Genomic DNA, 12903 nt, shown 5'->3' with positions numbered 1-12903 from the left:
CCCACAAAGGGGAGGCGTGCATGCGGTTGGCGATCATGCTGGCGATGGCGATTGCGGCTGCAAGCACACCAGCCTGGGCTAAAGATTTGCCCGTGCCCTTCGTGGGGTGCCGGTCAGACGGGCAAACCGGCCCGCTGGCGGCCCCAAGGAATGATGACCATGCCCCTAAAGTGCCAGCGCAACTGGCACCACGGCTGGCCTGGTATGCCAGCAATACCACCGGCGGCGTTCTGGCGCCGCGCGGCTGGCGCTGCTTTGAACTCTATGGCTCCAACGGTTCCGTGCTGATGCTTTCGCCCACGGGGCTTGGTGCCGATCCATTTTCGGCCAAACTGATCGGGCCCGCCATCCAGGTCAGCATCTCGCTGGGCGATACGTCTGGCCGGTGCGAAGCGGCGCGCATTGCGGCCCGCCTGTTTCCCGATCGCAAGGCTTTCGTGGAATCCGTCATAGCGGAGGGCATCGCGCCGCGTCGCCAGTTCCCTTTCGGCCCCTATCCGCATGATCGCATCCTGCGGATAAATCGGAATTATGTGACGTTCGAAACCCCCGCCCATCGCGAAGGCCTTGGCACCATGACACGCCTGCGTCCATCGGCGGACCCGATTAACGGGCTGGTGTGGATGGATGCGGACAACAACGCCACCATGCTGGCGGTGCGGCTCGCGCCGGCACAGCGGAATCTGGTAAACTATATCATCGCCGCGATGATACCGCGATAGCTGTAGGCCTGAATTTGCAACGCGGCGAAGGTAGCGTAATTTTTCCAGGCAGAAGTAGTGCCGCAGTATTGGGTCCAGGCTTGATACATTGCTGGGCACGGCAAGGCGTGTTACGTCAGTAGCATGTTGACTTTGATGATCTGGGGCATTGCGATTTTAGGCGACAGTGCATAGTGTTTGGCGAGCGCGATCGCTGATTTTCGCGCGCGCAAATTCGTCTGGGGTGCTTTGGGCCTGGTAAGCGTGGTGGTGTTCTGGATGCTCTCGATCCAGACACATCCGGTCATTGTCACCTTTCCCGAAGCCCGACCTTAGCTGTTTTCGCAACTCCGATTTGCGTCGTGGGGGGCGGCACTGGTGCAGGCGAGGTTCTTGGCATCGCCCGTCACGCAAACATCTGGCAAACCAGCGCCTTGATCCGGTGGAAAGGCAACAGGCGGTTGTTGTCGCGTTGCGTCAGCCGTGCGCCACGAGCCAGGCTGCCACGAGCATGGCGCCCCACAGCGCCATGTTCAGGGCAACGATATAAGCCAACTTGCGGCCATTGGGTGCCTTTGCGCGAGACGCCAGGGCGTCATCCGCGCTGGCGTGTGCCCAATCTGTGCTGTGCCAATCCGTGCTGTGCATGCTTGTAGACACTACCGATACCCCGATCCATCCCCTCCGATTGCCATCGCACATCGGTCCGGCTCGCGCTTGTAAAGGAATGTCAATTTCGGATCATTTGGCTGCGAACATCATCCGATCAGGAGCAGTTTGGATGAGCGCTGCGCCAGCGTGGCCGTTCAGGCCGGTGTTTCCACCAATTCGGCAATCTCGAACCTGTGGCTTTTCCAGCCGCGCATGCGTGCTGCCTCGCGCGCCGGGGACTCCTTGCGGCGCGCCTCTGCCAAGGATCGGGTGTGCCCCCAGAATACCTCGGTCTTGCCGTTTTCCAGCTCCGCCACGATCCGCCAGTAATGGGTAAAGCTGTCGGTGGTCGGGCCGATCGTCTTGACGTAGCCATCGTGCATCGTGGCAGTGAGATAGCGGCGTTTCTTCTTCATCGCGGCGGCCTTGTGCCCAAAGCTACGCGCCATCGCAACCGCGCTGCGCCGGCAAGATCGCCGGGCGCTTGGAACCAGGGCAGGTACGCGGCGTAGTGCTGGCAAGGCAAGCCGCCTGTCACTCCCCGCCAAGCCCGGAGCCACCGATGCGCCCGTTTGCCTGCCCTCAATGCCTGCGCCTCAACCATTTCGAAGTGCGGGTTTGCCCTGCCTGCACTGCAACGCTAGGCTATGACCCAGCGATCGATCGCTTTCGCTATCTGGCGGAAGAGGGCACCACGTGGAAGGATCGCACCGAGACTTCGGCCGATCTGGTGGTCTGCGCCAACAACAACGATTTCGGCATCTGCAACTGGCTGACCACGCGCGATGCGCCGGGCGGCATGTGCCGTGCCTGCCGGCACAACCGCACCATTCCCGATCTGGCCGATTCCGCCGTGCCGCCACTGTGGGCCAAGGTGGAAGAGGCCAAGCGCCGCCTGTTCCACACGCTGATCCGCCTTGGCCTGCCGCTGGAGACCAAGGCAGAGGAAACGCCGGAACGGCAGGGGTTGGCTTTCGATTTCCTCTATGGCGAGCCCGGCGCTGCGGGCAGTGGCCCAAAGATCATCACCGGCCACGACGAAGGCCTGATCACGTTGAACGTGGCCGAGGCCGACGATGCCCATCGCGAGCAGGTCCGTCTCGACATGGGAGAGCCCTATCGCACTTTGCTCGGCCATTTCCGGCACGAGGTGGGGCACCATTTCTGGTCACGCCTGGTCGCGACCGATCCCGCGACACTGGAAGCCTGCCGCGCCCTGTTCGGAGACGAACGCGCCGATTACGGTGCCGCGCTCGCCGCGCACTATGGCGGTGGCGCGCAGCCGTGGACCGAGGACTTCGTCAGCGCCTATGCCACCAGCCACCCGTGGGAGGATTTTGCCGAAACCTTTGCCCACTACCTGCACATCGTCGATGTGCTGGCAACGGCGCGGGGCTTTGACCTGTCGCTCACGGCGTTTGGCGGGCATGATGGCGACGGCCAGGTGGCGGTGGAGTTCGATCCCTATCGCGCCGATGCCGCCGCGCTGGCGGCGGAAATGGCGCCGGTGTCCTTTGCGATGAACGCGGTGAACCGGGCGATGGGGCAGGCCGACCTCTATCCCTTCCACTTGTCTGACGCGATCATCGCCAAGCTGTCTTTCATCCAGCAAACCGTTGCAGCCGCGCGGGTCAGCTAAAGCCTTTCGCTGCCAGGATGGGCGAGAGCACCTGCTCCATCACGGCATAGCCGGCCTCGGTCGGGTGCACGCCGTCATAGGCGAGGCCCGGCCGCATGCCGCCCGCGCCATCCTGCATCGCGCCGTGGTAATCGACAAAGGTGTGCCCGTGCGTGGCGGCATAGCTGGCCAGCCACTGGTTGATCGCCGCAATCGGGGTCACCGTATCCAGGCCCGGGCGCCAATAATACCGTGCAGCCGGTGGCACCGAGGCCAGCAGCACGGCAATGCCGCTGGCCTTGGCGAGCATGGCCATCGCCGCGAGGTTGTCCTGCGTCTGCTGCAGGGTCATTGGGCCGGTGTTGCCGGCAATGTCGTTCGTACCGGCCATGATGTGCACCGCGCGGGGCTTGAGCGCGATGACGTCGGCCATCATGCGCAGCACCATCTGCGGCGTGGTCTGGCCGCTGATTCCCCGGCACACGCGGCCCTCTGCCGCAAAGAAGGCGGGGTGCTTGTCGGGCCAGCCCTGCGTGATGCTGTCGCCCATGAAGACCAGCTTGACCGGCGTGGCGGCGGCGGTGATGCGTGCATTGTCTTCAGCATAGCGGGCGAGCCAGGGAAAATCGGTCAGCCGCCGCCGCTCGTCATCGGTCAATGCCACGGCGGCAGGGGGTGGCACAGGGGTGGGGGAAACGGGTGCCACGGCTTGCGCCGCGCGGGCGGCGGTGCTGGCGCCAGCGACACCCAGCGGCGCCGTTGCGATCAAACCCAGGAAGCGGCGGCGATTGGCAGGAATGGTCACAGATAGCGGCTCCAACGGCAGGGAAGGTCGGCCAGCGCCTCGCCAGTGCTGACGCCTTGCGGGCTGATGACAAGATGGGTGCGCTTGGGCGCATAGGCTGGCCATCCCGCGAGTGGCGCGCCGTGTTGCGCCAGCGCGATCCAGTGGGCTTGCAGCGTGCTGCCATCGGCCAGCGGCGTGGCATTGTGGATATAGCCGATGTCCGCACCGTGGAAGCTGCGCGCGCCACCTGGCCCGATATCGAATTCGTACCGCCACACCGGCCAGCCATGCGCGGCCAGGAGATCGGCCATGCGCCCGGTGGGGCAGCGGAACAGAATGTCGGTAGCGATGTGCAAATCGCGGCTGCCCAGGCGTGGGTCTTCGGGCGGATCGGGTTGATCCAGCCGATAGAACGCGCGCACCTGCGCTTCATTGGTGCCAAAGGCCATGGCCACGTTGGCATCGCGATGCGGGCGGCCACCGGGCAGGCCAAATTCCGCGCGATTGGAACCCAGGATCACCGGGCGCGGTGGCGCGCTGGCCAGCAGGGCTTCGGGTACGGCAGGAAGCACGGCGCCATCCACCGTGGCGCGCAGCCACATGAAATCGTCGCTTTCCAGCGCGCTGTCGTGCAGCGCCTTGTCTGCATCGAGTAGGGCATGCGGCGATGCCGCGCGCAGCGGCGCGGCGCTGCCATCGGTTCCCAGTTGGGCGTCGAGCTGGTCACCCAGGCGCAGCGCCTCGGCCAACGGTCGCGGCGGCAGGCCAAAGCCAGGGGTGCCGCTTTGCAAGGCGGCGGCCTGGAACAGGCCGGGCGTTTGTGGGCTGGCAAGGAGATAGCCCACGTCTTCGGCGCCGGCGCTTTCGCCAAAGATCATGATCCTGCCAGGATCGCCGCCAAACCGGGCAATGTTGGCCTTGATCCAGCGCAGCGCGGCGATCTGGTCCATCAGGCCATAGTTGCCGGTCTTGCCATCGCGCTCTGCCGCCAGCGCGCGGTGCGGTAGAAAGCCAAAGATGCCAAGCCGGTACTGGATGGCCACCAGCACCACGCCGTGGCGCGCCAGGTCGCTCAACACCGTGCCACCGGCCGATCCCGCGCGGTTGCTGCCGCCATGGATCCACACCATGACGGGGCGCTTGCCCGCCAGCGCCGGGCTGGCGATATCGAGCGTGAGGCAATCCTCGTTGCCGCGCACATAGTCGGCGTGGTTCCAGCCGTAATCGTTTTGCAGGCATGCTGCGCCTGGCGCGGTGGCGTCGCGCGGGGTCTTCCACACCGGCGCCGGCTGCGGCGGTTGCCAGCGCAGCGGGCCCAGTGGCGGCGCAGCATAGGGCACGGCGCGAAAGCGCGTCACGCCATCGGCGTCGGCCGTGCCGACCACCGGCCCGCTTTGCGTCAGCGCGACAGGGTGCCCGGCGCCGGGCGCTGCCCATGCCGGGGCAGCGGCCAGCGCCAGCGCGGCCAGGCCATGCCGCAGCCGCATTACTGCGACAGACCCTGTTGCGCGGCCGGCACGTTCCATCCTTCCAGCGTCACTGCCGCTGCCGTGCCGGCGCTGGCCGGCCAGCGCACCGTGATCGTGCGGCTTTCGCCCGGCATGACCGCAACATAGTTGTCGCTGTAATAGGCCGGCAGGATTCGCTTGCCAGCCGCATCCACCAGCGTGGCGCGGGTGTTGAGAGCCGGCGTGCTGCTGCTGTTGGTCAGCGTGATGGCCATTTCCCGTTCGCTGCCGCTGTCCTGCGGGGTGCCGGTCTTGATCGCGAGCGGCGCGGAACCCATGGCATTGAGCGCGCGGTAGGCATCCTCGTCCTTGCCGCGCCAATAGACCGTATCGCTGACCGCCTTGCCGGCACGATCGGTGATCTTGAGGCTGACGAGCACCATCGGCGCCGACGCAAAGATCGTGTCGAGCGGCAGGGGTTTGAGCGTGGTATCGCGGTTGGCCAGGGCATCGGCACGGTCGCGCCGCGTGAACAGCACCTTGCCGGCCAGGTCTGTCACCGTGCTGGTCACGGTCAGGCCCCTGGCATCATCTTGCGTGGTGTTGACCAGCACCAGCGCATTGTCGGGCAGGTTGAGCTGCGCGTGCAGTGGCCGGGCGGCCCGCTGCGCGCCGTAATAGGCGGCGTGGGTGTCAAAGTCAGAGCTGTAGATTTGCCAGGCGTTCGATGGCCAGGACGGATGGGTCATCCAGAACAGGCGCCCGCTGTTCTTGGTCCAGAGATGGCCCAGGAAACCCTCGATCATGGCCTGGTGGGTTTCCAGGTTCATCATCTGCGCCTTGCGTTCGAAATCGGCAAAGCTGGTTGCCGCGCCAAAGCGGCGGTTCAGGCTTTCCATGAACGTCTTGGTGTCGCCATTCCCCGAAAAATGCCAGTCGTGATAGGCCAGCGTATCGCTCAGCGGCCAGCGATCGGCTTCGGGCACATATTGCGCGATTGCGGCCGCCGTAGCCAGCGAAGGCGTGCCGGTTTCCACCGAGAAACCGGTGGCCAGATCGGTGAAATAGCCCTGCGGCTGGCGATAGTTGTAGGGGCCAGAGCCCTGCAGGTTCACCGTGTTGGAGCTGCCGGTGTACCAGCGGGTGCCGTCCAGCTTGAACAGCAGGTCGTCCAGTCCCTCGTTCAGCGTGGGGTAGGGCACCCCTTCGTTGCGGCCGAACCAGATGATGATCGAGGGGTGGTTGCGATAGCGCTTCACCACGTCTTCGGCATTGGCCAGGAACAGCTGCGGGTCTTGCGGCTCCACCTGGAAATTCTGGGTCGATTGCCAGAAATCGTTGAGCACCATCATGCCGTACTCATCGGCCAGGTCATAGAATTCCGGCTCGGTGCTGGTGCCCATCCAGTTGCGGATGATGTTGAGGTGGGCTTCCTTGTGCAGGCGGAAGGCCGGCTCGAGCCGCTCGCGCGAGACGCGCTTCATCGCATCGTCCATGCCCCAGCTGCCGCCGCGCGCGGCAATCTTCACGCCGTTGACGCGGATCGTCAGGTGCGGTTCGGGCAGTGTGTCGGCCGCGCCCAGCGCTTGCACGCCAGACGATGTTTCACCTGCCAGCGTGAGCGATTCTACCCAGCCGCGCGGGGTTTCCTTGATCGCCTCGTGGCGCACGTCGATCAGCTTGGTGCCGGCAAGGCGCCCATCGGTGGGCTGCACGTTGACACGGCGCAGCGCGCCGGCATGATCCATCAGCGACAGGTCATAGGAAACCTCGCGAATGCCAAAGCGCGTCTCGGCACGGTCAGACACCGCGCCATCGACCGTGGCGGTGATATGCAGCGGGTGCAGGGCCTGCTCGCCATAGCCGTTGGGCCACCACAGGCGCGGGTTCTTGATGCGCAGTTGCGGGAAATCGGCGGGGGTAAAGCGCACTTCGCCTTCGCCAGGGGCAAGCGTGACGCTGCGTTCCACGCTGACATCGTCAAACGCGGCGCGCACCGTCACGGTGCGCGGTGTCGTGCCATCGTTGCGCAGGGGCACGGTAATCAGCACGTCAGCGCTGTCGGTGCGGGGCAGGGGCAGGTCGGTCACCACCTGGCTGTCGAGCAGGCGCACGTCGCCACGGGCGCGCAACTGCACGTCCTGCCACAGCCCGGTGTCACGATCGCGAATGCCCGGGATCCAGTCCCACCCTTCGGTGGCCACGAACGTGGGGCCATCGATGGCGAGTTGGCCGCCGTTTTCGCCCACCCCGGCCGCGATCGACTGCTCGTGCGGAATGCCCGGATGCGGCGGCGGCGAAACCCGCACGGCGATCACGTTTTCGCCGGCCACCGGCACCAGCGTGAATTCGCCGCGGGCAAAGGCGCCCTTGGTCTGCCCCAGCTTCTGCCCGTTGACCCAGATTTCGGCGGCATAGTTGATGCCGTTGAAACGCAGCGCCAGGCGCTTGCCCGCCGCATCCGCCGGCACGGTGAAGCTGGTGCGATACCACCAATCCTGCCGCGCCAGGCTTTCGGGAATGCGCAGGTTGTTGAGGCCGTAATAGGGATCGGGATAGACCCCGCGATCCACCAGCGTGGTCAGCACCGTGCCTGGCACGGTCGCCGTGCGCCATTGGCCCTTGGGCGTGCCGGGGCGCGAAAGCGTGGCCCCATCGGCACCCGGCACATCGGGCGCGCCAGCCAGTTGCCAGCCGTTGATCCGCCACACGCCATCGGCCAGCGGCTGAACCACGGCGGCAGCCGGCACGGGCTTGGCCACCGGTGCGGAGAAGCCGCCTTTGGCCTGGGGCAGTGTCCAGGGGTCCTGCTGCCGCCAATAGCCGGTATTGGCGGTCTTCTGGAATTCCCAACCAACCCCCACGTGCCACATCTGCACCAGATCGAAATCGGGCCGGGTGGCAACCAGCGCCTGCACGGCGGGCAGCGGCAGCGCACCATCCTCGATCCGGGCATCGACCAGGTCGCCGCCAAAGTGCGGCGCGCCGGGCATGGCAGGGGCGACTGCCAGGCGGGGCGCCAAGGCACCGGCATCGGCCAAGGCGCCGCGCGCCATTTCCTGCCCATCGACATAGAGCGTGGCGCGTTCACCATCCCAGCTGGCGGCCACATGGCTGAACCGCCCGGCGACAATCGCACGGGGCGCCACGATCATCGCCGATCCGATGCGCAGCGCTGGCTTGCCATCGATCAGGGCCAGGCAGCGGCAGGCCGTGGCCGGATCGCCCAGCGACAGCAGCACCACAGTGCCACTCTGTATGGCCTGCGGACGCACCCAGGCGGCCAGGGCCGTGGGGGAATGGGGGGCAAGCACCGCAGCCGTAGTCGGCACATCGCGGGTGATGCCGATGCCGCCTTGCATCAGGGCAGCATTCCACGGGCCGCCGTTGGTCACAGGCGCAGCACCCGCGACCGGGGCCAGCATTCCACCCAGAATCGTGGCAGCAAGCAGGCTTGTGGCAAAACGCATCGAAAATCCCTCTCCTGGTCGGCGCGTCACCCGCTTGGCCGGGTGTTGGCACCAGTGTATGAGATGGCCCGTCGTCGCGGTCGCCAGCCCATCATCGTCGGTTCCTTTCTGACGCAAACCGAATTAATAAGTCAAATTGAATTAATGATTGGGAGAGCGCGATGCATGCGAATTTCGAGGGCGGTAGCGGCCCGGGGGAAGGGGCTCTGCAGCCTATGCCGAAGGCGGCCGTAAGGGCAGCCGTCGCGGCCAGCCTGGCCGGCCTGCTGTTCGGGTTCGACACGGCGGTGATTTCCGGCGTGACCGAGGCGTTGCGCCAGCATTTCGCACTTTCCGCCACGGGGCTGGGCATTGCCGTTTCTGCCGCGCTGTGGGGTACCTTGGTGGGGGCCAGTATGGCCGGCGGGCTGGGCGATCGCCTGGGCAGCCGCCGGGTGTTGACCTGGATCGGTGTCGCTTATCTCGTTTCGGCGATCGGTTCTGCCCTGGCGGGCGGGATGGCGCTGTTCGTGGCCTTTCGCTTTCTGGGCGGCCTTGCCATCGGCGGCTCGTCGGTGCTGGCGCCGGTCTATATCTCCGAAGTCAGCGCCGCGGCCCGGCGTGGCCGGCTGGTGGCGATGTTCCAGTTCAACATCGTTGCCGGCATCCTGCTTGCCTATTGCAGCAACTGGCTGCTGGCGCTGGCGCTTCCGGCTGACATTGCCTGGCGGGCCAAGCTTGGCATCGCGGCCCTGCCGGCGCTGTTCTTTGCGGTGATGCTGCCCGGCATTCCCGAAAGTCCGCGCTGGCTGGCGAGCAAGGGGCGTGGGGCGCAGGCACGGGTGGCGGCAGACCGGCTTGGCCTCGATGCCATGGCGCTGGCCAGCACCGATCAATCCGATGCACGCCTCGATTGGCGGCGCCATCGCCGGCCGATCCTGCTGGCGATCGCGATTGCCGCGTTCAACCAGCTTTCCGGCATCAATGCCATTCTCTATTACCTCAACGACATTTTCGCTGCGGCCGGCTTCACCGGCGTGTCCGCCGATCTTCAGGCGGTCGCCATCGGATTGACCAACCTTGTTGCCACCATGGTGGCGATGACGGTGATCGATCGCGTGGGCCGTCGCCCGCTGCTGCTTACCGGCGCGATTGGGACCACGCTGGCGCTGGCGGGCGTGGCGGCGATCTATGCCTCGGGCAGCGGCGCGCAGTTCCTGTTGCCTTTGCTCGTGCTGTTCATCGCTGCCTTTGCCTTTTCCCAAGGGGCGGTGATCTGGGTCTATCTGTCGGAAATCTTTCCCACGCCGGTGCGCGCACGCGGCCAGGCGCTGGGCAGCACCACGCACTGGGTGCTCAACGCCGCGATCAGCTTTGCCTTCCCGGTGGTCGCGCAGTTCACCCAGAGCCTACCTTTCGTGGTCTTTGCCCTGGCCATGGCGGTGCAGGCGGTGGTGGTCTGGCGCTTCTTCCCCGAAACGCGCGGCGTCGATCTCGAGGAACTGGCCGCGCGGCTTTCGCACTGACCGTGCATGGGCGCGGGCCGGGGATCGTCCCGGCCCGCGTCATGCGTCAGGAGGGCTTGGCGCGGCGATCAATGCGTGGCGCAGGGCAGCCGCACTTGCGCATCCATCCCCAGCTTCACCCGGGCCAGACTGATCGTCATCGCCCCGCCGGTTGACAGGATCAGCGGCGCGTCGACCGCATCCATCCGCGCCCCTGCCGTGCGCAGGCATTGCAGCGGAATGCCCAGCGTGGTCCAGGTGCCGCGCGGCAGCATGTCGAGCTTGCCCAGCGACAGGCTGGTGGCCTTTCCGGCGCTGTCCATCGCCAGGGTAACCGGCGCGGTGGGCGCCGTATCCACGCGGATCGTGGTCACCAGCATCATCTCGCCGTTGGTCTCGCGCGAGAGGTCTGCCGGGGCGTGGGTGGTGAGCGCCAGCGCCGCGGTGCCCTTGCTGCCGGAAAAGGCAAAGGTCCGCGCCCCTTCCTGCACCTGGTAATCGCTGGCGGTGATGGCCACGCCGCTATCGGCCACCGTGGCGGGCACGCTGGTGATCCGCGTCACCCCGCCGGTGCCGGCGTTCTGGATTTCCAGCGACCAGCCTGGCGTGGGCACGCCTTTCTGGAAATACTCGGTGGTGCTGCCGGCGCTGTCGTCCACACCCGATTGCTCGGGCAGGGGCACCCACCGGGGCGCCTTGGCCTTGAGCGACAGGCCGTGGCCCAGCGGATAAAGCGTTGCCCCGCCCGGCACGGCCGTCATCGGCCAGCGGAACGGCAAGCGCCCGGTGAAATCGTGGGCCACGCTGCCATCGCTGCCGCGCAGCAGCACATCGGCCACGCCTTCGCCTTCCGATCCCGGCAACCACGCCACGACAAAGGCATCTGCCAGGTTGAGGAACGGGTTGGTATAGAGCGGCCGGCCGGTCAGCATCAGCGCAACCACGGGAACCCCAGCGGCCTTGAGCTTGCGCATCGTTTCCAGCGGCGCGCGCAGATCGGGCTTGAGTTGCAGGCTGCGCAGATCGCCCTGGAATTCGGCATAAGGCGTCTCGCCAAAGACCACGATCGCCGCGTCGGGCTTTTGCCCGGCAAAGCTGCCATCGGGCGAAAGTGTGGCCTGCCCGCCTGCCGCGCGCACTGCTGTATCGATGCCCTGCCACAGCGTGGTGGCGCCGGGGAACAGCTTGGGATCAAGCCCGGTGCCTTGCCACGAAAGCGTCCACCCGCCCGATTGCCGGGCAATGTCGTTGGCGCCATCACCGGCGACCAGAATGCGCGCCTTGGGCGACAGCGGCAGAATGCCAGCCTCGTTCTTGAGCAGTACCAGCGATTCCCGCACGGCCTGGCGGGCAATCGCGCGGTGGGGTGCGCTGCCCAGCAGATCGAACTGCCCGGCATAGGGGCGGGAAGACGGGCGCCCGGCGCCAAACAGACCAGCGCGCATCTTGACGCGCAGCACCGCGCCCACGGCCTCGTCCAGTCGCGCCATCGGCACCGTGCCATCCTGCACTTGCGCTATGAGGCTGTGATAGAGCGCCTTCCAGCTATCGGGCGCCATGAGCATGTCGATCCCGGCGTTGACCGCCTGCGGGCACGAGGCGTTGCTGCACCCGGCCACCTGGCCATGCGCGTTCCAGTCGCTCACCACCAGGCCGGCAAAGCCCATGCGCTTCTTGAGCACGTCGGTCAGCAGGCTCTTGTTGCCGGTCATCTTAACGCCGTGCCAGCTGGAAAAGCTGGCCATGATCGACAGCACGCCGGCGTCGATCGCGCTGACATAGGGCTGGGCATGCACCTTGATCAGCGTCGCTTCGTCGATCACGGCGTCGCCCTGGTCGCGCCCTTCGAACGTGCCCCCATCGGCCAGGAAATGCTTGGCCGTGGCGATCACATGCGGCCCGGCCAGTAGCGGGCCGGAATTGGGCTTGCCCTGCAGCCCTTCGATGAATGGCCGGGCATAGCTGGCCACCAGCGCCGGATCTTCGGAATAGCCTTCAAAGGCGCGGCCCCAGCGGGTGTCCTGCGGCACGGTGATGGTCGGGGCAAAGGTCCAGTCGATGCCGGTCACGCGCACTTCGGTGGCGGTCACCGCCGCGATGCGTTGCAGCAGCGCGGGATCGTGCGTGGCGCCCAGTGCGGAATTGTGGGGAAACAGCGTGGCGCCCACGATGTTGCTGTGCCCGTGCACGGCATCGGTGCCCCACATCACCGGGATGGCCACGCCGCCATCGCGCTTGTCGACAGAGGCATCATAGAACGCGTCCGCCAGCTTGAGCCATTCGGGCGCCGGGGCATAGTCATTGCCGCCCGGCCCGGCATTGCCGCCATTGAGCACCGATCCCAGGTGATAGCGGTGCACGTCGTCGGGCGTGACGGTGGAAAGATCGGCTTGAAGAATCTGGCCAACCTTTTCCTCCAGCGTCATCCGCTTGATCAGCGCATCGATGCGGGCTTCCATCGCGGCATCCTGGCGCCAGGGCCAGCGGGCCTGGGGCCACAGCGCGGGGTGGGCCACGGCGCTGGCAGCGGCCGCGGGAAGGGCAGCCTCGCTCGGCGCAGTCTGCGCGCAGGCCGCGCCGCCCCACGACAGGCCCAGGCCAAAGGCCAGTGCGGCCGCTGTCGACAGGTAAGTTGATAGGCGAAAACGATTTACAGGCATTTCGGGCATCCTTAATTAAAACAAGTTTAAATATTTTTTGGTTTTCACGAGGGGCTGTGCCAAAGTCGGGCATAACCGACAGGC

General features: G+C 66.2%; 8 protein-coding genes. 3 read left to right on the top strand and 5 right to left on the bottom strand.

The window, feature by feature from the left end; genetic code table 11:
- Nucleotides 1-170 precede the first annotated feature (170 nt).
- Nucleotides 171-722: a hypothetical protein gene (locus IP65_RS06815; RefSeq protein WP_054131168.1), complete on the top strand. Its 552-nt coding sequence runs from the start codon at nucleotides 171-173 to the stop codon at nucleotides 720-722.
- 785 nt (nucleotides 723-1507) lie between these two features.
- Here IP65_RS06815 and IP65_RS06810 read toward each other — a convergent pair.
- On the bottom strand, nucleotides 1508-1768 hold the full coding sequence (locus tag IP65_RS06810) for a hypothetical protein (protein ID WP_054131275.1): 261 nt from the start codon (nucleotides 1766-1768) through the stop codon (nucleotides 1508-1510).
- A 146-nt stretch (nucleotides 1769-1914) separates the two neighbouring features.
- Between IP65_RS06810 and IP65_RS06805 the strand changes: the two genes are divergently transcribed.
- Nucleotides 1915-2991: a putative zinc-binding metallopeptidase gene (locus tag IP65_RS06805; protein ID WP_054131167.1), complete on the top strand. Its 1077-nt coding sequence runs from the start codon at nucleotides 1915-1917 to the stop codon at nucleotides 2989-2991.
- Here IP65_RS06805 and IP65_RS06800 read toward each other — a convergent pair.
- The 3 genes from IP65_RS06800 to IP65_RS06790 are packed head-to-tail and all read right to left on the bottom strand — an operon-like array spanning nucleotide 2984 to nucleotide 8675.
- Nucleotides 2984-3775 carry a GDSL-type esterase/lipase family protein gene (locus IP65_RS06800; protein ID WP_231627581.1) on the bottom strand — a complete coding sequence of 264 codons (792 nt, stop codon included), beginning with the start codon at nucleotides 3773-3775 and terminating at the stop codon, nucleotides 2984-2986. The genes IP65_RS06805 and IP65_RS06800 overlap by 8 nt on opposite strands.
- A complete protein-coding gene (locus IP65_RS06795) occupies nucleotides 3772-5244 on the bottom strand; it encodes a carboxylesterase/lipase family protein (protein WP_054131166.1) in 1473 nt (490 codons plus the stop codon). Before IP65_RS06795 ends, IP65_RS06800 begins: the two co-directional genes overlap by 4 nt.
- A complete protein-coding gene (locus tag IP65_RS06790) occupies nucleotides 5244-8675 on the bottom strand; it encodes a LamG-like jellyroll fold domain-containing protein (RefSeq protein WP_082349822.1) in 3432 nt (1143 codons plus the stop codon). Before IP65_RS06790 ends, IP65_RS06795 begins: the two co-directional genes overlap by 1 nt.
- Nucleotides 8676-8890: 215 nt before the next feature.
- Between IP65_RS06790 and IP65_RS06785 the strand changes: the two genes are divergently transcribed.
- Complete coding sequence (locus tag IP65_RS06785) at nucleotides 8891-10180, top strand: sugar porter family MFS transporter (RefSeq protein ID WP_054131165.1); 1290 nt, start codon at nucleotides 8891-8893, stop codon at nucleotides 10178-10180.
- Between the two features lie 68 nt (nucleotides 10181-10248).
- Here IP65_RS06785 and IP65_RS06780 read toward each other — a convergent pair whose 3' ends face one another.
- A complete protein-coding gene (locus tag IP65_RS06780; protein WP_156306445.1) occupies nucleotides 10249-12819 on the bottom strand; it encodes a glycoside hydrolase family 3 protein in 2571 nt (856 codons plus the stop codon).
- Nucleotides 12820-12903 lie beyond the last annotated feature (84 nt).

It is taken from the genome of Novosphingobium sp. AAP1 (genome assembly GCF_001295765.1).
In the GTDB taxonomy this organism is placed as follows: Bacteria; Pseudomonadota; Alphaproteobacteria; order Sphingomonadales; family Sphingomonadaceae; genus Novosphingobium; species Novosphingobium capsulatum.
This window is presented reverse-complemented; position numbering and strand designations above follow the sequence as displayed.